Here is a 22,978-nt window from a genome sequence, read left to right on the forward strand (position 1 = left end):
AAAAATAATTTCAGAATGAAAAACATACGTAACTTTTCCATTATCGCACATATTGACCACGGTAAATCGACGTTATCAGATCGAATTATTCAAATTTGTGGTGGCTTATCAGATCGTGAAATGGCTGCGCAGGTTCTTGATTCTATGGATCTTGAGCGTGAACGTGGTATTACAATCAAAGCGCAAAGCGTAACCTTGAATTACACCGCAGATGACGGTGAAGTTTATCAGCTTAACTTTATCGATACCCCAGGACACGTTGACTTCTCTTATGAAGTATCTCGTTCACTTGCTGCGTGTGAAGGCGCCTTATTGGTCGTTGATGCAGGACAAGGGGTTGAAGCGCAAACATTAGCAAACTGTTATACCGCGATGGATATGGATCTCACCGTCGTTCCAGTTTTAAATAAAATAGATTTACCAGCAGCAGAGCCTGAGCGTGTTGCTGAAGAAATTGAAGATATTGTGGGGATTGATGCCACAGATGCGGTGCGTTGTTCCGCAAAAACAGGTATAGGTGTTAAAGAAGTTATCGAACGCCTTGTGAAAGAAATTCCCGCACCTGAGGGTGATCCTGAAGCTCCATTGCAAGCACTGATTATTGACTCTTGGTTTGATAACTACCTAGGGGTTGTTTCACTGATCCGCGTTAAAAACGGTAAAGTCAGCAAAGGCGATAAAATTAAGGTAATGAGTACGGGACAGGTTTATAACATTGACCGTATTGGTATTTTTACGCCAAAACAAATAGATACTACATCATTAAATTGTGGTGAAGTCGGCTGGGTTGTTTGCGGTATTAAAGATATTTTAGGTGCGCCGGTTGGGGATACCTTAACTGCGGCACAAAAACCAGCAGATAAACCCTTACCAGGTTTTAAGAAAGTTAAGCCACAGGTTTATGCGGGGTTATTCCCAATTAGCTCTGATGACTATGAATCATTCCGTGATGCATTAGGTAAATTAAGCTTAAACGATGCGTCATTATTTTATGAGCCAGAAAGCTCATCCGCGTTAGGTTTCGGTTTCCGTTGTGGTTTCTTGGGTCTCCTTCATATGGAGATTATTCAAGAACGTTTAGAACGTGAATATGACCTTGATCTGATTACAACTGCCCCAACCGTAGTTTATGAAGTTGAAATGACTAACGGCGATATTATATCAGTGGATAGCCCATCTAAATTGCCTCCACTAAATAATATTGAAGAAATCAGAGAACCTATTGCTGAATGTCATATGTTATTACCGCAAGAATACTTAGGTAACGTAATTACTTTATGTATCGAGAAACGCGGTGTTCAAACCAATATGGTCTATCATGGTAATCAGGTTTCATTGACTTATGAAATTCCGATGGCTGAAGTGGTATTAGATTTCTTTGACCGCTTAAAATCAACATCACGCGGTTATGCTTCTTTAGACTATAACTTTATTCGTTTCCAAGGCTCTAACATGGTACGTGTAGATGTCTTGATTAATGGTGATCGCGTTGATGCTTTGGCATTGATTACACATAACGATAATGCACCTTATCGTGGGCGTGAGCTGGTGGAAAAGATGAAAGAATTTATTCCACGCCAACAGTTTGATATCGCCATCCAAGCGGCAATTGGCAACCATATTATTGCTCGTTCAACTGTTAAACAGTTACGTAAAAACGTATTAGCCAAATGTTATGGTGGTGACGTTAGCCGTAAGAAGAAACTGTTACAGAAACAGAAAGATGGTAAAAAACGTATGAAGCAGATTGGTAACGTAGAGCTACCACAAGAAGCGTTTTTAGCCATTCTTCATGTTGGTAAAGATAAATAATTTAAGGAGAAAACATGGCTAACACGTTTGCCTTGATCCTAACGCTGGCAACGCTAATAACAGGCGTTTTTTGGGGAATTGAACGCTTTAAGCTCAAGCCAGCCCGAAAAGCAAAACTAAAGCGTCTTCAAAAGATGACGCAAGGGTCCGAGGATCAGCAAGAGTTAGCAAAATCAATTAATAAACCAAGCTGGGCAGAGACATTAGGCTCCTTATTCCCAGTTTTGATTATTGTTTTGGTTCTGCGTTCATTTGTGTATGAGCCGTTTCAAATACCTTCTCGCTCCATGATGCCAACCTTGTTAGTTGGCGATTTTATCTTGGTTGAAAAGTTTGCTTATGGATTAAAAGATCCAATTACGCAAACCACATTAATTAATACAGGGAAGCCGAAACGAGGTGATATCGCAGTATTTAAGTATCCTCGTGATCCTTCTACTGACTTTATTAAACGTGTTATAGGATTACCAGGTGATAAAATTGTTTATGATATGATGTCGAAAAAACTTCATATCTATCCAAATTGTGATAAAGCCATTTGTAATGACGAAATATCAGTAACTTATGGTACTGCATACCCAAGTGAATGGACGCTATTATTACAAAATGTACCAGGTGGCCAGCGTATTAATGGTATGAAATCCATTCCAATTGAGGAGCCTATTTCAACAGCAACTCAATTACGTGAAGAGGAAAGGGTAGAAACTATTGATAAAGTCTCTCACCGTATTATGACAATACCGGGTGATATGACAATGCCCGAGTTTATCCAACCAGGATTACCAGTCGGTACGTGGATTGTTCCTGAAGGTCATTACTTTATGATGGGGGATAATCGAGACGGTAGTTCAGATAGTCGCTTCTGGGGCTTTGTTCCAGAGAAAAACTTAGTCGGTAAAGCGACAACAATCTGGATGAGCTTCGAAAAAGTAGAGAATGAATGGCCTACTGGTGTTCGTCTCAGTCGTATCGGTGGCATTAAGTAACTATTGACAAAATAGCTACAGCATTCCTTTCTATCTCAGTGTAGAATATGCCACTTCTTTAATATGATTGGCTCCTGTTATTCACAGGAGCCAGTGCAAACGCAACAGTTCTGTTATCCAACTCGGTAATATCTCGTTGTCTTAAACAGATTTGTTGCGTGTGCTTCAAATTAAGTTATGGAAATTGATCGCACATGAATACTTTATTAGTAAACCAGTTACAAAAAAAACTGGGCTATACTTTTACGCAAAATGAATTATTACTACAGGCTTTAACGCATCGTAGTGCCAGCAGTAAACATAATGAACGTTTAGAATTTTTAGGTGATTCAATTCTAAGCTATGTGATTGCTAACGCGCTCTATCATCGATTCCCTCGTGTTGATGAAGGGGATATGAGTCGAATGAGAGCAACGCTTGTTCGTGGAAACACGCTCGCTGAATTAGCGCGTGAATTTGAACTGGGCGAATGTCTACGTTTAGGCCCTGGGGAATTAAAAAGCGGCGGTTTTCGTCGTGAATCAATTTTAGCGGATACGGTGGAAGCTTTAATTGGTGCAATTTTCCTTGATAGTGATATTCAAAATATCGAAAAAATCATTTTAAACTGGTATGAAAATCGTTTGGCTGAAATCAGTCCGGGCGATAAGCAAAAAGATCCTAAAACTCGTTTGCAAGAATATCTACAAGGCCGTCATTTACCATTACCTTCTTATAATGTGGTACAGGTTCGTGGTGAAGCCCATGATCAAGAGTTTACGATCCATTGTCAGATAAGCGGTATCGAACAACCTGTCAAAGGGATGGGTACGAGTCGTCGTAAAGCTGAACAGGCCGCTGCTGAACAGGCATTAATACAACTGGAGCTTGAATGAGCGAAGAACAAACCTATTGCGGATTTATTGCGATAGTCGGTCGCCCAAATGTGGGAAAATCAACACTACTGAACCAATTACTGGGGCAGAAAGTTTCTATTACATCACGTAAACCGCAAACTACGCGCCATCGTATTATGGGTATTGATACAGATGGTGCTTACCAAGCAATTTATGTGGATACACCAGGTTTGCATATTGAAGAAAAGCGAGCCATCAACAGACTAATGAACCGCGCAGCAAGCAGCTCGATTGGTGATGTTGAATTAGTTATTTTCGTTGTTGAGGGCACCAACTGGACGCCTGACGACGAAATGGTATTGAACAAATTAAAATCATTACGTTGCCCTGTTTTATTAGCAATTAATAAAGTGGATAACGTGATTGATAAAACCAAGTTACTTCCACACATTGGTTTTTTAAGCCAACAAATGGATTTTCTTGATGTCGTACCAATCAGTGCTGAAAAAGACATGAATGTCGATACGATAGCCAAAATCGTGCGTAATTGTTTACCAGAAGCTACGCATCATTTTCCTGAAGATTATATTACTGATCGCTCTCAGCGCTTTATGGCTTCAGAAATTATTCGTGAGAAATTGATGCGCTTTTTGGGTGAAGAATTACCTTATTCTGTTACTGTTGAAATTGAGCAATTTGTTACCAATGAGCGTGGTGGTTATGATATCCACGGATTAATTCTGGTTGAGCGTGAAGGCCAGAAGAAAATGGTTATTGGTAATAAAGGTGCGAAAATCAAGAAAATTGGCACTGAAGCCCGTATGGATATGGAAGACTTATTTGAAAACAAAGTTCACTTAGAACTTTGGGTGAAAGTCAAAGCTGGCTGGGCTGATGATGAGCGTGCTTTACGCAGTCTCGGCTATGTGGACGATTTAAAGTAGGTAACTAAAGTGGATGGCTGGCAACGTGCATTCGTTATCCATGCTCGACCTTACAGTGAAACAAGTTTATTACTCGATTTTTTCACTGAAAATGAAGGGCGAGTACGCATCTTGTCAAAAGGTGCGCGAGGCCGTCGTTCACCCTTAAAAGGGGCACTACAACCTTTTACTCCTCTGCTCATTCGTTGGAGTGGGCGAGGAGAAATAAAAACACTTCGTGATGCTGAACCTATCTCTTTAGCATTACCACTGACAGGCTCTGTACTATACAGTGGCTTGTATCTTAATGAGTTATTGTCTCGGGTTTTAGAAAATGGTACGTCTTACAGTGTACTTTTTTTTGAATACCTCTCCTGCTTGCAAATTCTTGCCGCTAGCGATACCACACCCGAAGCCGCACTAAGACGCTTTGAACTTGCGTTATTAACACAGCTTGGCTATGGCTTAGATTTTCTACATTGTGCTGGAAGTGGAGAGCCTGTTTCCGATTCAATGACCTATCGTTATCGGGAAGAAAAAGGTTTTATTGCGAGTTTAGTGGTTGATCATAATAGTTTTACTGGATTTGAATTAAAATCCTTAGCTAGTCGAGAATTTCCTACTGCTGAAACATTAAAAGCGGCAAAAAGGTTTACTCGAATGGCATTGAAGCCTTACTTAGGCGGAAAACCATTAAAAAGTAGAGAACTTTTTAGACAATTTGCCATTAAAAAATCCCCAAAGGAAAAAGCATTGAAGGCAGAATAGTAATATTGTCTTTTTCTTCTCAATGGAATGTGTAAACTAAGGTAATGCAACGTTATTTTTCAGGAGAAGAGCATGTCTGATATTCTACTTGGTGTTAATATTGACCACATCGCCACCCTTCGTAATGCCCGAGGCACAACGTATCCCGATCCTGTTCAAGCGGCTTTTATTGCAGAACAAGCTGGTGCTGATGGTATTACTATTCATTTACGTGAAGATAGACGTCATATCACTGATCGCGATTTAATGCTGATAAGCCAAACAGTGCAGACAAGATTAAATCTGGAAATGGCAGTCACTGAAGAGATGATCGAGATAGCTTGTCAAACTCAGCCCGATTTTTGCTGTTTAGTACCTGAAAAACGCCAAGAAGTGACAACAGAAGGTGGTTTAGATGTTGTTGGCAATGAAGCAAAAGTTGCAGATGCCATTAAACGCTTATCTTTAGCAGGTATCAAAGTTTCTCTGTTTATTGACCCTGACCATGAACAAATTAATGCAGCCGACCGTGTTGGCGCGCCTTTTATTGAGATCCACACTGGTGCTTATGCTGACGCTGAAGATGAAATGGCTCAAGAAAAAGAGTTTATGCGTATACGTGATGCAGTGACTTATGCCGCATCTAAAGGCTTAAAAGTGAATGCAGGACATGGCTTGCATTACCACAATGTACAACGTATTGCTGCATTACCTGAACTTTATGAACTGAATATTGGCCATGCAATTATTGGTAGAGCCGTATTTAGTGGATTAGCACCAGCGGTTGAAGAAATGAAACGCTTAATGCGAGAAGCGCGTCGTTAATGGCTATTGTTGGCTTAGGTATGGATATCGTCGAGATATCACGCATTGAAGATATTATAGGGCGTTCTGGTGAACGCCTTGCTCGTCGCATCCTTACTGAAACGGAATGGGAAATCTATCAAACCCATAAACAGCCAATTCGCTTTTTAGCTAAGCGGTTTGCAGTAAAAGAGGCTGCGGCAAAAGCATTAGGAACAGGTATCCGTTTAGGATTGGCTTTTAATCATTTTGAAGTGCGTAATGATGAGTTAGGTAAACCCACATTGCATTTTTTAGCAGTTGCAAAAGAGATGGCGGAGAAAGCGGGGATAAACTCTGTTCACGTAACACTTGCTGATGAACAGCGTTATGCTTGTGCGACAGTTATTTTAGAAAAATAGCTCTCTTAGATTTATCACCCACAAAATCATCGATTAAAATTTAGATCTTATCTGCGTGGTGGATCAACACAAATTTTTCCCATAATTCATCTTGAGATTCAATATGAGTAGGATCAGTGATGATCGTATTGGTAATCGGACAAACCGATTGGCAAGTTGGTTTATCGTAATGTCCTACACATTCAGTGCAAAGATCAGGATTAATTTCATAAATATCATCCCCCATTGAAATAGCATCATTCGGGCACTCTGGTTCACACATATCACAGTTGATGCATTTCTTTGTAATTAGTAAAGCCATATCAGTCACTTAATATATAAATTATTAAATTTCAGTAACTTATATCTTGCACTTATATGTTACCATCTATCAGTTTTGTGTTGCTATATCCAATAAAGTAGTGCTTTATCATTCAAATAGGGATATCGCCTAGATTCTCTTGCTTAGTGAGAGATAAGCAAAGGAAGGTAAGATTACCATTTCTAGGGCATTTCCTAAAGTAACATCATTCAAATGACCTATCAGATTATGTGAAGAAGAAACTAAAAGTTAATCTTCACGATATTTGTCATAAACAATACAAGACAATCTCTTTAGTTATCAATAGAAAACAGGGTACAATATCCCGCTATATGATAATGAAGAGATATCCTTGTGAATAAAGTTAAAGATGATATTTATTGGATGCATAAAGCGATTGAACAAGCGCACAAAGCACAAGAGATAGGCGAAATTCCGGTGGGCGCGGTATTAGTCGTCGATAATAAAATCATTGCTAAAGGGTGGAATCATTCAATTATCGGTAACGATCCTACAGCACATGCAGAGATTATGGCATTACGCAAAGGTGGGAAGCATTTGCAAAATTATCGTCTCCTCGATGCTACTCTCTATATTACTCTCGAACCTTGTGTGATGTGTGCTGGCGCGATTGTACATAGCCGTGTAAAACGCGTGGTTTATGGCGCCTCAGATTTAAAAACAGGTGCAGCGGGCTCATTTATTGATATCTTACAGCATCCCGGCATGAACCATAAAGTTGAGATAACTTCAGGTGTATTAGGTGAAGAGTGTTCACAGCTTTTAAGCCAATTTTTTAAGATGAGAAGGGCTGAAAAGAAACAACTTAAAAAGCAAAATAATAGTCCAGTTTTAGCAAATACAGAGCAAGCAACAAAAGAATAGCTATTTGTTTACTGATAATTAAGGGTATAGGTTGCTTGTGCTTGGAAAGGGCCTGTTAGCAATGTTTGATTTTTCAGCGCAGAGGGTGATGCTTCAACATATGTCATAAAATTAAACTGAATACGTTTATTATTAAGAAGTTGAGTTGAGCTCGGTTTTTTTAATTGAATTATATTGCGTTGCATATCAGTAAATACAATTCCAATACTTTTAGGATCTTCAGATCCTGTACCAACAACAGCAAGATGATTCGACATAGTCGGATGCTCTTTCCCATCAAGTGTAATTGTGACACTTTTATAAATGTCTTGGCTGCAATTTTCTAAACTAATACTAAAAGCAATGGGTTCACTTTTTTGAAAGGTATAGAGATCTTTGGCGGATATCTGCTTAAAATCGATTACTTTATTTTCATCACCAGCAACTATGGTACAACCATGTGCAACTACAACGCCTTTAAACTCCATATCACCGCCAATAAGCTCTGTAGTAGCAAAGGCAGAAGGTGATAGTAACAATAAAAGAGAAATAGCAGATTTTATTATTGGATTTCCCATTACATAAACTCCGCAACTAATGTGGCATGTGCTGAAAACTCGCCTTCTGTAATTTTGCTACCTGTTTTTGCAATGGGAGCCGCAGTAACTTCCCAATTACCTTTAAAATTATTCAGCTTCCCGACAGAAAAATATTGATTAGGTGGCACAATCGCTCCTGATTTGTCTCTTAAAACAATCCCCAGATTTGTCCTATCTACAGGTCCTGTGGTACCAAGATAATTAGGATTAAAACTAGCGATACCTGAGCTTCCTGTTTGAATTTTAAACATAATTCGACTGTTAGGATTAGTAAAACTACCACCTTCACATTTTATTGGAATATTGCGTGTGATCTTGTAGTTTTGGCCATTCAAATAGTCAGAAGTATTACCAACATTGCCAAAATCAAAGGTAATTGGGGAACCGTTATTAAAGATACATTTATCTTCAGTTGTGATGATCCCTGATGTAATAATCAGTTTAGATATAGGTTCGTTACCATATTCTGTCGGCTTGTTTCTGTAGCTTACCATGGCATACATTTGTGCAAGAGATTGACCATTTAAGCTTACTCCGTTAATAATCGGTTTTCTTAAACGGAAAGTAAGTTCTCCACTGCTACCTGATGCGATATGAGGTTTGGGAGAATTAGGTCTTGTACAACCTTGCAGATTATTTCTTTTATTTTCTTTATTTTCAAAAGGGACAGTAGGGAGAGGATCTGGACCCCAAATTTCAAATTTAATACGAACATCTACGTATTCATTTAATTGATAAAAATTGCCACCAACAGGAATTAAGTCGGTTGTTGCTTTAAAGTAAGTTAATGCTCTTTTATCAATATTTGTGCTAGGGCAATGTACCGTACCATCATAGCGATCTGGCAAGGAAAATCTAACCGTCGTTGTTTCACCTGCTCGATTATTAGGGAACGTTGTGTTATCTAATGCAGCATAAAAAATATTAGGTCCGCCATTGGTTGTTACCTCCCCTTGTAGATAAGCCATAGCTGAAATTGGCATTAATGAGAAAATGCCGGTAAAAAATAGCATTACTGATTTGGAATGAATGTTTTTTTTATTTAATTGCATTTTATTCCTACCGGCGTCAAGTTAATTAATATTTTGGTTGTTGGTCTTTCGGTGCTGCTTTACAGCTATTTTGTTGGCAAACAAATTTTAATTCTGGATGCCCACCGTAATCATTTACATACATCATGTAAAATTGATTGACGTTACTCGTTTTAACTGGAATTTCCAGTGATGATTTAGGCGCAACCATTAAACCAGGAAAAGTGGTTAACTTATCGCTATCTTCACCATTCAATTTATTAGAAAGCCCAATAATTGTGATGTAGTAAGGTGTTGGGTTTTCGGCAATAAATTGATTACCTTGTTTTTTAAATACTAATTGGTCTTGCCAAATCATGCCCGGTTTTTCAGGAATAATAGCAGTTGGGCGGTAGAATAATTTAATGCGAGACTGCATTGCCATTTGCAACACATTCGCTTGTTTTGGTGCCGGAGGAATTTCACGAACATTTAAATAAAACAATGATTCTCTATCTTGTGGCAAAAGCCCAATTTCTGCTGTTTTGGTAATTCTGACAACACCTTTTTGGTCACCATCAAGACGCTGTAAGGGCGGTAACGCCACTAAAGGAGATGCGATTTTTTGTCCGTGTTCATTTTCAACCCATGATTGCGCTAAAAAAGGAATATCAGGGCTAGTATTTTTTAAGTTTACACTCGCTGAGTTTTCGTTGCCCATAAGCACAACGCGAGTTCTATCTAATGACACGCCCGCTTGAGTCGTACTCACTATGCTGAGTGCAATTAATGAGCCACAAAAAAGCGTTTTGAGTGTGTTGAATGAGTTCATACAATTATCTCTAGTAATTCATTTTGTTCATTAAAATCCCTGACATAATAATGATTCACGTTTTAGTGGATCGTTAATTACGGCTGGAATTGTAATCGTACACTGGGTTTTACCACCCCAAATCACGTTTAATGATTCATTAAGGTTAACACCGGCGATATAAACTAAACCATCTTCCATTACCATTCCCATATTTTCACCGTTTTTATTGGTAATTTCGGCACCAAATGGTGGGTATGCTTGATCGACAGTTCGTAAGATAGCCATTAGGCGTTCACCTTGTCGAACAGGAAATTTATAGTAGCCAATCGCACCTTCAGTTAACGTTGCAGAAGTAATGGCTTTATGTGTTTCAATATCTGAATCCATTTTATCAACATCAATACGAGCATCAACATTGTTATAACTGGTTAAGTCAGTTAATACTCCAATACCAAATAGGTTGGTTGTTGTGCTTTGATTATTAAATGGCACACCTGCAACGCCATCTGTATCAACCATCATTCGAGCTGTACTCGATGTCATGCTGCTACTATGTAATGCAGCACCTTGACGAGTAGCTGTAAATCCGCCTTTTACTGTTGCACCTACAGCAACATAGTTATCTTGTTGATAGCTTGCATTGGCATTAATTTCTGCATATTGCGAGCGGTATTGATAATAACCATCAGTATTCGCCTTATTATCTGAGCTTAAACCAGCTCGGATACGCCATAGATTATTATAATTGCTATTATCAGAATAAGAGGCCATTTGGTTCACCTTTCCGTTACTGTCTTGCAAGCTATAACCAAGGCTTTTGCTACTTCCTAATGGAACTGAAATATTGAAAGAAATACTGTCATCAGTATTTCCTTTATGCTGAGTACGGAATGCTGATAAGTTAGTATTAATTTGTTCTATACCCATAATAGAAAAATTGCGACTTACCGTAACACCATATTGTTCTTGTGTATTTTTATCCCAATAGTTTTGGTGTCGATAAGATAGATAAAGTGTTGTCGATTTTTCAATATCATCAGCCCAAAAAGTTTTGTTACCTGTAATGGTATACATCTCTTTTTCATAACCATTGTTATTAATATTGTTATAACGCTCATCTATATATTGAGAGAAAGAGCGGAATGTTTTCTCTGAAAAACGGTAACCAGCAAAAGTAATCGTACTATGGTACTCATCGAATGTTTTAGCGTAGTTCAGTTTGAATGACATCCCGTTGATATTCTCATTATCATAGGTTTTGCTATAAGATTGAGTAATATCACCTGAAAGGGTACCTAAACGCCCCATATCGTGACCTAAGCCTAATGACCACGCATTGTAATCTTTAACCGTTAATAAAACCCCGCCATACAGTGACCATGTGTTGTTCATACCCCATGAAAAATCGCCTTGATAAAAAACAGGCCCCTGCATTTTATGGTTGTTGAGTGATGACTGACCGATTGATGTGTTATAGCGCACTGAACCTGGGCGAGTCATATAAGGTAGATTGGCTGTTTGTACTTGGAATTCGTTTACTTTACCGTTTTGCTCTTCAACTCTGACATTTAATTGACCTTGTACCGTATCTTGTAAATGTTTAATAGCAAAAGGGCCCGCAGGTACGGTGGTTTCATAAATTAAGCGACCATTTTGCGTTACCGTTACTTTAGCATTAGTGTTTGCGATACCATGAATTTCAGGTGCATAACCTTGCAAAGACGGGGGCAACATTCTTTCATCACTTTGTATATTGGCGCCTGTAAAACGAAAACTATCAAAAACTTGGGAGTTTAAATAAGTTTCACCAAGCGTTAATTTTGCTGCTTGGTTAGGTAATGGTTTATATGCGTAAATCTGATTCCAATCAAAACTATTATTTGATGAGTATTCAGATGAATAATTTCCTTGATATTCAGCACGTAATCGCCATTCACCAAGGTTAATCCCTGCTTGCCCATATCCTGTCAATGAATTGTTATTATTACCTTTATTAGGACGTGTCGATGTCCCTGTTAAGGTATAGTCAACTAATAGCCCAGATACACCCGGATCCCACAATTCAGGTGGCGTCCAATCCGTATCTTCATACTTCATTAGTGAGCGAGGTATAACAATATCGAGAACACCACCATCATTTTTGATAGAGATACCCGGTAATTGACTAATATCGAAACAATCTGGTGAGATTTCTTCGATAAATTTTTGATTTTCTTCGTTAACTGTTAATTTTTTTAGAAGAGTAGGGTCAATACAAGCGATAGAGTAATTGGGTTTCACTTCAACATAATTAATGTTTTGGCGAGGGAAATCACGGCCGTTTATACGGATATCTAAGTAGTAGATACCTGGAATGATGTAATTAGAGGTTGCAAAACGAGATAAATCAACATTATCTCTGTCTTCGGCATCTAGCATATGAATGTTAAATTCCACAGAATCATCTTGCTCGGCTTTAGCGACAAACGTTAAGCACAATAGCAAAATGGCACAAATGTTTTTCCATATTGTGCTGTGAAAAAAAGAAATTAACATGAATAAACGCCTAATTATTAATAAAATAAAAACCAATTAAATAATGAATATTTATTTAATTAATTTTTATTTTATTCTTATTAAATTGAAGTGTTTTATCAAATTTAACGCAGAGGAAATCCCCTGCGTTAATGCAGTAATTTATTATTTAATTAATTAAAATAAATAAAACGATTACTGATAATCAACTTGGAAGTTGATAACGGCTTGGAATTCACCAGGAGTTACAGTAGCGTCAGCTGATTCAGCTTGAACGTAAGCAACGAATGGGATTTTAGAAACGCCATTAACTAATTGTACAGGTGTTGTTGCTGTGTTCCATTTTACTGATTTGCTGCCAGCATCCATTAAACCGATACCTGCGCCAGAAGCTGAGCCAGATACGAAAGAAGCTAAGTCTTTATTTGTTGCATTAACAACGCTTGGTGTATAGCTAACAGTAGCTGTTTTTGCTACGGTAGTATCACAGTCTTGTAATTCGATATCTTTTTTAACGTTACCTGCTTTCTGCATATTTGCTAATGCAGAAGTTGGGATTTCACTAAAGTCAACAATAACAGGGCTTGAAGAAGCGGCTAATCCACAAGCTGAATTAACAATTTCACCTTTTAATTGAATTTCGCCTTTAGTTGCGCCAATTTTTGGTGCAGGAGTTTCAGCAGTTGCAACAGAATTAATACCAAATACTAAAGCAGCAGCTAAAGCAATTTTACTCAGTTTCATTATAAATAATCCCTTGAAGATCGTGCGTATTATTACTTGTAGAAAATAATATTAATGTCGGAATATAAAAATTGATTTGCATTATATTTCGAGTTGTTTCGAATAATGACTGGTTTATATGATATCAATAAAGGTGCTCTGTTTGATATAACGTTTTGTTGATTTCCTCAATTTTCATATTTAATCTCGCCTATTCCATATTAATAGAGTTTTGTATAGGTTTATTATTTTTATTACTCTCTTTATGGGTTAAAAAGTTTATCAGGCAGATAAATTTAATAGACAATATAATTAACATTATTTTAACTTTACAAAAGGTAAGGTTCTTAACATTAGGTTAAGAAAATTAATAAAAACAATTATAGATTATCATAATATATATAATTCAATAAGTTAGATGTTAATAAAGAAGTGGTTGAGTTAATTTTTGACGAAAAAAAAGTTTTTAACAAAACAATAATCATAAAATGAATAATAACTAATGAGATAATTCCTACGTATTTAAGTTAATTTTTTCTTATATTTTACCTATTATGATACTCTTAAAATGACTAGTTAGGTTATTTTAAATACAATTTACTCATTGTCTGAGTGTTTTTACTAATGAGTGTTACATTTTTTAACACATGAGTTTTCCCTATTTTTGGGAAAAAAAACTTGAAAAAATGTAACAATTCTTAGTATTAAGAAAATATTAATTTAGGGATTACTTTATGACAGGAAAGATTTTTCAATAGAGAAATGAAATAAATAAGCCTCTATAAAAGAGGCTATGCTGTTTAATTGGTTGTTTTTAAGTACAAAAAATTATTGATAAGCCATATCTTGAGTCAACGGTGAGCTTCCTTGTTCTTCATCATCCTCTTGATCTTTAGATAATATTTTATTTTTGCTCTCTTTGGCTTGAAGGTAACCAACAAGGCTGAGTTGATATCGTCGAATGTTTTCAACATAGCGATAAGCCTCATGCCCTCTGGCATAGCCATAAGGGAGATTTTCATAATATTTCTTTTGGCTAAGTAGAGGTAATCTTGATTTTACATCTAGCCAACTGTCAGGATCGGCATTTTGTTGCTCAGTAAGTCTTCTGGCATCAAGCATATGGCCAAATCCTATATTATATGCTGCTAATGCAAACCAAATTCTTTCATCTTCAGGGATAGAATCTGGTAAACGCGAAAGGAGATGCTTAAGATATTGCGCTCCACCTCGAACACTCTCTTCAGGATCAAGCCTATCAGTAACGCCCATACTTGATGCCGTGGGACGAGTTAACATCATTAATCCTCTCACTCCAGTTGGTGATGTAGCATGAGGGTCCCAATGTGATTCTTGCCATGCCATAGCTGCCAATAACCGCCAATCGAAAGTATCTGCATATTTTTCAAAAAGGGGCTGATAGTTTGGTAAAACAGAATCTATCGCCGTAATAAAAGAGATAGTATCGAAGTAATCAAACGAACCCACATGGCCAAAATACTTTTCTTCAAGCCTTGCTAACACATCTTCTTGAGATAATTGATTAAAGTAATCAAGCATCGCTGCATATAAGCTGTTATCTTCACTATCCGGCAAATACCATGTTAATGGTCGGCTTTCCGTGACTTCAAACCCTACGGCAACATTCGGATGAATGCGTTGTTGTACTGCAACACTGATTGAGTCTGCTAACACATAGGTTATTTTGCCTTCAGATAATGCTTCTAGCAGTTGTGAGGTCGTCTGATTATCTGATTCTTCCCATTCAAGCTCGGGATATTGCGTCTCTTTTAATGTTCGCAATAAACTTGCATGAGCAGAGCCAGCCGTGACAACAAGGCGCCCATCTAACGTATCAAAGCTACGTGGCCTTAATGTCCCTTTACGGTAAATGAGCTGTTGAGAAACTGAAAAGTAAGCAGGGCCACTGCGTGTCTTATCTAATCTCTCTTGATTATAAAGTAATCCGGCGGCGATAAAATCAGCTTTATTATTCTCCAGATCATCAAACATTTGGTTGATATTTGTCCGCATATTAACGACAAGTTTCACGCCTAAGTAGTCTGCAAAGCGTTTAACTAATTCATAATCGAAACCTACGGGGTCCTTTTTATCGTTCATCGTTATCAATGGTGAAGGTATCGTACTAATTCTTAACTCACCACGAGATAAAATCTTATTTATCTGCGCTTTTTGCCTATCTGGCCATGTAATATTCAATGCGATAATGGCCGCTGAAAAGAGCGCTATGATAACGATAACGAAATAGTTTATCCTTATATTATTCAATAGGTTGGTTCTCGTTAACGTTGTTTATTGTTGTGTGTAAAATCGTCATTTTAACATGGATAAATTTCCAGTAATCGAGCATTTTGCTTAACATATTGGCAAGACGCAACTTGATTACACCAATTAATCATTAAAACACTCTAAGTTAAATGCCGTTATTTTGTTCACGCAAACGGTTTCGTCTGAGCAGTTATTCTATTATACTAGGCGAGTTTCCCCTGAATGATTGATCAGGCTAGCTGCTAAAAGAGAGAACTCAATACTATGGAAATCCTGCGTGGCTCCCCCGCTTTATCCGCGTTTCGTATTAATAAATTACTCACTCTATGTCAGGAAAATGCTCTTCCTGTACAAGGTATATACGCGGAATTTGTCCATTTCGCGAAAGTGGAAGGGCAGTTATCTGAAGATGACCAAATTAAATTACGTCAACTACTGCATTATGGGCCTTCATTAACAGAACATGAGCCTGTTGGGGAAATGCGAGTTGTTACGCCTCGCCCAGGAACAATTTCACCTTGGTCTTCTAAAGCGACAGATATTGCACATAATTGTGGTTTAGCCAAGGTTGTCCGAATTGAACGTGGTATCGCTTACTTTATTGAATGCGGTACGATGACAGACACTCAGTGGCAACAACTTTATGGTTTTATTCATGATCGAATGATGGAAACCATTTTCTTAAATTATCAAGATGTAAATGCACTTTTTGCCGAGCAAACGCCAGCACCACTAAAAACTATTGATGTTCTTGCAAGAGGCAAGGATGCACTGGTAAAAGCTAATATCGAAATGGGATTAGCGCTGGCAGATGATGAAGTTGATTACCTAGTCGATGCATTTAACCGCTTACAACGTAATCCAACTGATGTTGAGCTTTATATGTTTGCACAAGCCAACTCTGAACATTGTCGCCACAAAATATTTAATGCAGATTGGATAATTGATGGTAAAGCTCAAGATAAATCATTATTTAAAATGATTAAAAATACGTTTGAGCAAACGCCTGATTATGTCATGTCTGCTTATAAGGATAATGCTGCTGTAATGGAAGGCTCTGTGGCAGGGCGTTTTTATCCTGATGCTGAGAAAGGGCATTACCATTATCATCAAGAACCCGTACATATCTTGATGAAAGTGGAAACACATAACCACCCAACGGCGATTTCACCTTGGCCAGGGGCTGCAACAGGTTCTGGTGGTGAAATTCGAGATGAAGGTGCAACGGGGCGTGGTGCAAAACCTAAAGCGGGTCTAGTTGGATTTTCGGTTTCTAATTTACGTATTCCTGGATTTGAACAGCCTTGGGAAGAAGATTTTGGCAAACCAGAGCGAATTGTTAATGCATTAGATATTATGACCGAAGGCCCATTAGGTGGTGCAGCATTTAATAATGAGTTTGGTCGTCCGGCATTACTAGGCTATTTCAGAACTTATGAAGAACAAGTTAATAGTCACAATGGCGTTGAAATTCGCGGTTACCATAAACCAATCATGTTAGCAGGGGGAATTGGTAATATTCGTGAAGATCACGTACAAAAAGGTGAAATTACTGTTGGCGCTAAGTTGATTGTACTTGGTGGACCATCTATGAACATTGGCCTTGGTGGTGGTGCAGCTTCTTCTATGACATCAGGTCAATCTGATGCGGACTTAGATTTTGCTTCTGTTCAACGTGATAACCCAGAAATGGAACGTCGTTGTCAAGAAGTTATCGACCGTTGTTGGCAATTAGGTGACGATAACCCAATCTTATTTATTCATGACGTTGGTGCTGGTGGCCTTTCGAATGCAATGCCTGAATTAGTCAATGATGGGGGGCGTGGTGGTCGTTTTGAATTACGCGATGTTCTTAATGATGAACCGGGTATGAGCCCACTTGAGATCTGGTGTAATGAATCTCAAGAGCGTTATGTATTGGCGGTATCACCTGAAAAAATGCCTCTTTTTGATGCGTTATGCCAACGTGAGAGAGCACCTTATGCTGTAATTGGTGAAGCTACGCAAGAGCGTGAATTAGTATTAAACGATACACACTTTGATAATAAACCTATTGATATGCCATTGGACATATTATTAGGTAAAGCGCCTAAAATGTTACGTGATGTGAAATCACAAAAAACAGAAGGTGTGTATCTAGATCGTAAAGATATTGATTTAAAAGATGCCATATATCGTGTTCTTCATTTACCTGCTGTTGCTGAAAAAACCTTCTTAATTACCATTGGTGACCGTTCAGTAACGGGTATGGTTGCACGAGATCAAATGGTTGGTCCTTGGCAAATTCCTGTTGCTAACTGTGCTGTTACCACAGCAACATTAGATAGCTATTATGGTGAGGCAATGTCGATCGGTGAACGCGCGCCAATCGCACTATTAGATTTTGCTGCATCTGCACGTATGGCTGTCGGCGAAGCGTTAACAAATATGGCGGGTTGTGATGTGGAAGCGCTTAATCGTATTAAACTTTCGGCTAACTGGATGTCGGCAGCAGGCCATCCTGGTGAAGATGCGGGTTTATATGATGCAGTGAAAGCCATTGGTGAAGAGTTATGTCCAGAGTTAGGCATTACTATTCCTGTGGGCAAAGATTCAATGTCAATGAAGACGCGTTGGCAAGATAAAGATGGGAAAACCAAAGAGGTTACTTCACCATTATCTTTAGTTATCACGGCATTCTCTCGTGTTGAAGATGTGCGTAAAACAGTGACACCTGAATTATCAACACAAGCAGGAAATCGACTATATCTAATTGATTTGGGAAATGGGCATAACGCATTAGGTGCGACGGCACTAGCACAAGTTTATCGTCAACTTGGCCAAAAAGCAGCAGATCTTCGTAATGTTGAGCAGTTAAAACAGTTCTTTAATGTGATGCAACAATTGGTTAATGAGCGCAAATTGTTGGCCTATCACGATCGTTCTGATGGTGGACTATTTGTCACTCTTGCAGAAATGGCATTCACAGGCCATTGTGGCTTACATGTTGATATCAGTGCGTATGATGAAGATATTTTAGCTGGACTCTTTAATGAAGAGCTTGGTGGCGTGATCCAAATTAGTGCTGAACATCAAGAGGCTGTTGAAGCATTATTTGCTGAATATGGCTTATCGGATTGTTTACACTATTTAGGTCAAGCAACAGAAAATGACGCCATTATTATCCAAAGTCGTGAAACTGAAGTTTATAATGAAAAACGCAGTACCTTGCGTCTTTGGTGGGCAGAAACAACATGGCAAATGCAACGTTTACGCGATAACCCTGAGTGCGCAGATGAAGAGCATCAAGCAAAACAAGATCTCAACGATCCGGGGTTAAATGTGAATTTAACCTTTGATCCAAATGAAGATATTGCTGCACCTTATATTGCAACAGGAAGCCGTCCTCGTATTGCGGTATTAAGGGAGCAAGGCGTCAACTCTCATGTTGAAATGGCGGCTGCTTTTGACAGAGCGGGTTTTGATGCTATCGATATTCATATGAGTGACTTACACTCCTCACGACGTTCACTTAGTGATTTTGATGTGCTGGTGGCGTGTGGTGGATTCTCTTACGGTGACGTATTAGGCGCGGGTGAAGGTTGGGCGAAGTCTATTTTATTTAACTCTCGCTTACGTGATGAATTTGCCCAATTCTTTGAACGCCAAGATACCTTATCCCTTGGGGTCTGTAATGGTTGCCAGATGATGTCAACATTATCAGAACTTATTCCGGGTGCAGATTTGTGGCCTCGTTTTGTTCGCAATCGTTCTGAGCGTTTTGAAGCACGTTTTAGTTTAGTGAAAGTGACAGAAAGTCCATCGTTATTACTGCAAGGTATGGTGGGTTCGCAAATGCCTATCGCAGTTTCTCATGGTGAAGGTTTTGCTGAATTCCGTGATGCAGAGCAATTAGCACAACTAGAAGCTCAAAATTTAGTGGGATTACGTTTTGTCGATCACTATGGTAATCCAACAGAACAATATCCATTAAACCCTAATGGCTCAGTTAAAGGGATCACTGCTGTTACGACAAAAGATGGTCGTTCAACCATTATGATGCCTCACCCAGAACGCGTGTTTAGAACAATTAGTAATTCTTGGCATCCAGATAACTGGGGCGAAGACAGCCCTTGGATGCGATTATTCCGTAATGCAAGAAAGCAATTTGATTAATCAAAAGTCATCTTGTCTTAGTGATAAACAAATAAAGCCTCTACATTGTTAGAGGCTTTATTTCATTGATAATAAAAGAATTATTTATTGTTGTGTAAAAACGACGACATTCACCATTTTATATGTCTCTTTTTGGCGACATATATGTTATTGAAATATAAGTAATTATAAAATTTAGGGTAACTCTGTCTGGATATGGAGACAGCTTGGTTATTTTATAACTAGATAAAAAAGAGTTATACATAAAATATCAGAGAGGTGTTTTTATTTTCTATTAATTTTCAATGTGTTAAATAATCTTTTAAAAGGTTGGCACGCCTTGTGCATTATATAAATCAGTTGCTCATTCAACTTTTTATGTCGGTCCACAATAATGGGTGGGAACATACCACATAAGCCAGGAATGACGCCAGAGTAAGGTGCCTACCGTCCAACATCATGATACTCGTCTTCGGACCTTATCAAACACAGGGCGACACGTGGAGTGAGGCACCACCTTCATTCTCTTTTAGAGAAAAAAGAGATGAAATATTGACGAGCGGAATATCTCAATAAGATATTCCGCTCTCCCACTTCTAGAGCCTGTCGCATTTCCTCTATTGTGTTTGTTCTCTTGCCTGATTTTCCTAATGTCGGACTTTTTTCTTGTTATCAAGTCATGTAGCATCGCATTACTCTAATAGGTGTTGAGATGATTTCATTGAAAAAGTGGCGTATTTTTCCTCGTTCTTTAAGACAGCTCGTGATAATGGCATTTTGGATGGTGCTATTACCTTTACTTGTCCTTGCTTATCAAGCTTATCAAAGTCTCGATCAATTAAGTAATCAAGCAGCAATTACTAATAAAAATGCATTGGCCGATACTGAACGCAGTGAAGTTATGCGAAATTTAGCTATTGAGATGGAAGGAAACTATCGTCGTTATTGTGTTTTACGTGATAAGACTGATGATGATATGTACCAACAACGCTATCAGCAATACACCAAACTTTTCTCAACATTACAGCAAACCATAATTCCACTTTCTTCATCTAAAGAAGCCGACGTGCTTAATTCTTCACTTGAAAAGCTAAAGTCTATTCAGTGTGAAAGCAGTGAGCCTACGAAAGAGATGCAACAAGCTCTTGAGCAGTTCTCTTATGCCAATAATCGTATTGTTGTCTTAACCAAAGAGATTATTTTTAGTCGCGGTGAACAACTTCAAATGGCAATTGCTGAGAAAGGACGCTATTTCGGTTGGCAAAGCCTTATCGTTTTTGTTTTCAGCTTGATCCTCATCGCGCTATTTACTCGAATGATTATTGGTCCTGTTAAAGGGATTGAAAAGATGATCAACCGATTAGGTGAAGGTCGAACGCTTAGTAACAATTTGGATTCTTTTCAAGGACCGCGAGAACTGCGATCGTTAGCTCAACGCATTATTTGGTTAAGTGAACGATTAGCATGGCTTGAATCACAACGTCATGAGTTTTTACGTCATATTTCTCATGAGTTAAAAACGCCACTTGCTAGTATGCGGGAAGGTACAGAATTATTAGCCGATGAAGTTGCGGGTCCTTTAACGCTCGATCAAAAAGAAGTGGTTTCTATTCTTGATAATAGTAGTAAACAGTTACAGTTATTAATTGAACAACTACTTGATTATAATCGTAAACTTTCTGAGGTTCCTCAGCAAATTGAAGAGGTAGATTTAACTCATTTAGTGAATGATGTGGTATTAGCACACAGCTTACCTGCCAGAGCAAAAGAGATTAAAACGATAATTTCACTTAATCTGACAAAATGTCGAGCAGAAGCGACATTATTATCACGAGTTATCGACAATCTCTATTCGAATGCGGTGCACTATGGTGCCGAATCAGGTAATATCTGGATCTCTAGTTATCAAGTTGAACAGAAAATAGTTATTGATATAGCCAATAAAGGAACACCGATCCCTGAATCTGAACAAAAAATGATTTTTGAACCCTTTTTCCAAGGTTCTTTGCTACGTAAAGGGGCAGTCAAAGGAAGTGGTTTAGGTTTGAGTATTGCTCATGACTGTATCAAAAGAATGGAAGGTGAATTAAGTGTTGTTCCTTCTGACTATGCTGATGTCTGTTTTCGTATTGAATTACCGCTACTTTCTGAGATTAAATAATGCAAATCAGGTCACAAAAACAAGCATCTCCTCATCATAAATATAAAAAAATAAATAAGAAGATGCTTGGTATTGAATGGTTATTTATGGCCCCTGCATCAACTAGAAAAATCGCATTAAATTGGAAGCAATGTTTCTTGTTTATTATGCTTCCACTGGTTCTTTCAGGGTGTACACCAAAGTCGCTCACTAATACACTAGAGCCTGAGCAAGAAATTCCCGTTGTTAAACAAAAAACGATTGATTATCGTTGGGCTGAATGTAAAACCTTAAGCTCATTTTATGATGAAGGCATTAATAACGCACTTTATTGGTTACGTGTTATTGAATGTACAAACCGCATAATGACGACAGAAGCACAACGCCAAGCAAGCAATGTTATCGTCACTGGTTGGGATGATGCATTTTATAAAAGTATTCTATTAGAACGTGCTGGAATGACGATTGCCGAACGTCGAACACAATTAGTGTTATTAGAAAGTTATAAATTACAATTTCCGAGTTCTATGCGGGTTCTATTATCGATATGGATTGAGAACCAAACACTCATTCTCTCTTTAGCTGAAGAAAAGAATCGCTATCGTCGTTTAACTACAGATACAGATAATAGAATTGATGCGCTAAGAAAAGAGAATAATGCGTTACAACATGAACTGAGTGTCACGCTGAAAAAGCTTGAGAGCCTTACCCAAATTGAACGACAGTTATCGAATAGAAAACAGAGTGGTTCTGTTGATTCGTTATCGCAAAATGAAGATTTAGCTGAGAGCGCGACTGCAACATCTGCGGAAACAGAAAAAGTGAATGCAGAGAAAACTACCACTGAAAAAACTGTTGTTGAAAAAACGACTGAAAAACCTGTTTCGACACAATCGATAACAGATAAGCCAAAGGGTGAGGAAAAACAACCTTCTGCCACAGCGGTTAAACCAGAGCCTTCAAAACCAGAATCTACGAAAGCCGAATCAACGAAATCTGAGGCGGTAAAATCAGAACCAGTCAAAACTGATACTGACACGCAAAGCTCAAAACCGACTGAAGCAGGTTCTAAATAAGGAGA

At 38.3% G+C, this 22,978-nt stretch carries 18 protein-coding genes; 11 read left to right on the forward strand and 7 right to left on the reverse strand.

From position 1 onward, the window contains the following. Window positions 1-15 precede the first annotated feature (15 nt). From lepA to acpS, 7 genes are all read left to right on the forward strand, one after another. The gene (gene lepA, locus DK861_RS08575; RefSeq protein ID WP_072063262.1) at window positions 16-1,812 is read left to right on the forward strand and encodes a translation elongation factor 4; all 1,797 of its coding nucleotides are present in this window, start codon (window positions 16-18) and stop codon (window positions 1,810-1,812) included. A gap of 14 nt (window positions 1,813-1,826) precedes the next feature. Next, window positions 1,827-2,798: a signal peptidase I gene (gene lepB, locus DK861_RS08580; RefSeq protein ID WP_109399840.1), complete on the forward strand. Its 972-nt coding sequence runs from the start codon at window positions 1,827-1,829 to the stop codon at window positions 2,796-2,798. A gap of 194 nt (window positions 2,799-2,992) precedes the next feature. After that, the gene (rnc, locus tag DK861_RS08585; protein WP_072063260.1) at window positions 2,993-3,673 is read left to right on the forward strand and encodes a ribonuclease III; all 681 of its coding nucleotides are present in this window, start codon (window positions 2,993-2,995) and stop codon (window positions 3,671-3,673) included. Beyond that, window positions 3,670-4,578, forward strand: a complete 909-nt coding sequence (gene era / locus DK861_RS08590) for a GTPase Era (protein WP_072063259.1) — start codon at window positions 3,670-3,672, stop codon at window positions 4,576-4,578. Before rnc ends, era begins: the two co-directional genes overlap by 4 nt. A 9-nt stretch (window positions 4,579-4,587) precedes the next feature. Continuing rightward, window positions 4,588-5,325 carry a DNA repair protein RecO gene (gene recO / locus DK861_RS08595; protein WP_109399841.1) on the forward strand — a complete coding sequence of 246 codons (738 nt, stop codon included), beginning with the start codon at window positions 4,588-4,590 and terminating at the stop codon, window positions 5,323-5,325. Between the two features lie 72 nt (window positions 5,326-5,397). Then, the gene (gene pdxJ, locus DK861_RS08600; protein ID WP_006533563.1) at window positions 5,398-6,129 is read left to right on the forward strand and encodes a pyridoxine 5'-phosphate synthase; all 732 of its coding nucleotides are present in this window, start codon (window positions 5,398-5,400) and stop codon (window positions 6,127-6,129) included. Further along, complete coding sequence (acpS, locus tag DK861_RS08605; RefSeq protein ID WP_072063257.1) at window positions 6,129-6,509, forward strand: holo-ACP synthase; 381 nt, start codon at window positions 6,129-6,131, stop codon at window positions 6,507-6,509. The genes pdxJ and acpS overlap by 1 nt, the downstream gene beginning before the upstream one ends. 40 nt (window positions 6,510-6,549) lie before the next feature. Here acpS and DK861_RS08610 read toward each other — a convergent pair whose 3' ends face one another. Next, window positions 6,550-6,810: a YfhL family 4Fe-4S dicluster ferredoxin gene (locus DK861_RS08610; RefSeq protein ID WP_072063256.1), complete on the reverse strand. Its 261-nt coding sequence runs from the start codon at window positions 6,808-6,810 to the stop codon at window positions 6,550-6,552. A gap of 354 nt (window positions 6,811-7,164) precedes the next feature. On the opposite strand from DK861_RS08610, the gene tadA reads away from it, so the two are divergent. Continuing rightward, on the forward strand, window positions 7,165-7,695 hold the full coding sequence (gene tadA / locus DK861_RS08615; protein WP_109399842.1) for a tRNA adenosine(34) deaminase TadA: 531 nt from the start codon (window positions 7,165-7,167) through the stop codon (window positions 7,693-7,695). Window positions 7,696-7,703: 8 nt separating this feature from the next. Here tadA and DK861_RS08620 read toward each other — a convergent pair whose 3' ends face one another. From DK861_RS08620 to mltF, 6 genes are all read right to left on the reverse strand, one after another. Further along, complete coding sequence (locus tag DK861_RS08620; protein WP_109399843.1) at window positions 7,704-8,252, reverse strand: fimbrial protein; 549 nt, start codon at window positions 8,250-8,252, stop codon at window positions 7,704-7,706. Then, window positions 8,252-9,325 carry a fimbrial protein gene (locus DK861_RS08625; protein WP_006533482.1) on the reverse strand — a complete coding sequence of 358 codons (1,074 nt, stop codon included), beginning with the start codon at window positions 9,323-9,325 and terminating at the stop codon, window positions 8,252-8,254. Before DK861_RS08625 ends, DK861_RS08620 begins: the two co-directional genes overlap by 1 nt. A gap of 25 nt (window positions 9,326-9,350) precedes the next feature. Next, window positions 9,351-10,115 (reverse strand): molecular chaperone, encoded by a 765-nt coding sequence (locus tag DK861_RS08630; RefSeq protein ID WP_072063254.1) that lies wholly within the window; start codon window positions 10,113-10,115, stop codon window positions 9,351-9,353. A 30-nt stretch (window positions 10,116-10,145) separates the two neighbouring features. Next, window positions 10,146-12,632: a fimbria/pilus outer membrane usher protein gene (locus tag DK861_RS08635; RefSeq protein ID WP_109399844.1), complete on the reverse strand. Its 2,487-nt coding sequence runs from the start codon at window positions 12,630-12,632 to the stop codon at window positions 10,146-10,148. A gap of 174 nt (window positions 12,633-12,806) precedes the next feature. Further along, on the reverse strand, window positions 12,807-13,355 hold the full coding sequence (locus tag DK861_RS08640) for a fimbrial protein (RefSeq protein WP_006533475.1): 549 nt from the start codon (window positions 13,353-13,355) through the stop codon (window positions 12,807-12,809). 807 nt (window positions 13,356-14,162) lie between these two features. Beyond that, window positions 14,163-15,623, reverse strand: coding sequence for a membrane-bound lytic murein transglycosylase MltF (gene mltF / locus DK861_RS08645; RefSeq protein WP_006533474.1), 1,461 nt, complete (start codon window positions 15,621-15,623; stop codon window positions 14,163-14,165). A 264-nt stretch (window positions 15,624-15,887) separates the two neighbouring features. Here mltF and purL point away from each other — a divergent pair, with 264 nt between their 5' ends. From purL to qseG, 3 genes are all read left to right on the forward strand, one after another. Further along, window positions 15,888-19,778, forward strand: a complete 3,891-nt coding sequence (gene purL / locus DK861_RS08650) for a phosphoribosylformylglycinamidine synthase (RefSeq protein ID WP_109399845.1) — start codon at window positions 15,888-15,890, stop codon at window positions 19,776-19,778. Window positions 19,779-20,469: 691 nt separating this feature from the next. After that, entirely contained in the window at window positions 20,470-21,918 is a 1,449-nt protein-coding gene (locus DK861_RS08655) for a HAMP domain-containing sensor histidine kinase (RefSeq protein WP_072063251.1), read from the forward strand. Further along, window positions 21,918-22,973, forward strand: a complete 1,056-nt coding sequence (qseG, locus tag DK861_RS08660; RefSeq protein WP_239452155.1) for a two-component system QseEF-associated lipoprotein QseG — start codon at window positions 21,918-21,920, stop codon at window positions 22,971-22,973. The genes DK861_RS08655 and qseG overlap by 1 nt, the downstream gene beginning before the upstream one ends. Window positions 22,974-22,978: the final 5 nt, after the last annotated feature.

Origin of the sequence: Proteus sp. TJ1640 (genome assembly GCF_003144445.1) — a bacterium.
Taxonomy (GTDB): Bacteria; Pseudomonadota; Gammaproteobacteria; order Enterobacterales; family Enterobacteriaceae; genus Proteus; species Proteus penneri.

Bases quoted from the DNA above. Each gene is read 5' to 3' on its own strand.
- DK861_RS08610 (WP_072063256.1), bottom strand. From the start codon at position 6,810: ATGGCTTTACTAATTACAAAGAAATGCATCAACTGTGATATGTGTGAA.
- lepB (WP_109399840.1), top strand. From the start codon at position 1,827: ATGGCTAACACGTTTGCCTTGATCCTAACGCTGGCAACGCTAATAACA.
- DK861_RS08635 (WP_109399844.1), bottom strand. From the start codon at position 12,632: ATGTTAATTTCTTTTTTTCACAGCACAATATGGAAAAACATTTGTGCC.
- rnc (WP_072063260.1), top strand. From the start codon at position 2,993: ATGAATACTTTATTAGTAAACCAGTTACAAAAAAAACTGGGCTATACT.
- era (WP_072063259.1), top strand. From the start codon at position 3,670: ATGAGCGAAGAACAAACCTATTGCGGATTTATTGCGATAGTCGGTCGC.
- DK861_RS08640 (WP_006533475.1), bottom strand. From the start codon at position 13,355: ATGAAACTGAGTAAAATTGCTTTAGCTGCTGCTTTAGTATTTGGTATT.
- DK861_RS08655 (WP_072063251.1), top strand. From the start codon at position 20,470: ATGATTTCATTGAAAAAGTGGCGTATTTTTCCTCGTTCTTTAAGACAG.
- lepA (WP_072063262.1), top strand. From the start codon at position 16: ATGAAAAACATACGTAACTTTTCCATTATCGCACATATTGACCACGGT.
- DK861_RS08630 (WP_072063254.1), bottom strand. From the start codon at position 10,115: ATGAACTCATTCAACACACTCAAAACGCTTTTTTGTGGCTCATTAATT.
- acpS (WP_072063257.1), top strand. From the start codon at position 6,129: ATGGCTATTGTTGGCTTAGGTATGGATATCGTCGAGATATCACGCATT.
- DK861_RS08625 (WP_006533482.1), bottom strand. From the start codon at position 9,325: ATGCAATTAAATAAAAAAAACATTCATTCCAAATCAGTAATGCTATTT.
- pdxJ (WP_006533563.1), top strand. From the start codon at position 5,398: ATGTCTGATATTCTACTTGGTGTTAATATTGACCACATCGCCACCCTT.
- DK861_RS08620 (WP_109399843.1), bottom strand. From the start codon at position 8,252: ATGGGAAATCCAATAATAAAATCTGCTATTTCTCTTTTATTGTTACTA.
- purL (WP_109399845.1), top strand. From the start codon at position 15,888: ATGGAAATCCTGCGTGGCTCCCCCGCTTTATCCGCGTTTCGTATTAAT.
- qseG (WP_239452155.1), top strand. From the start codon at position 21,918: ATGCAAATCAGGTCACAAAAACAAGCATCTCCTCATCATAAATATAAA.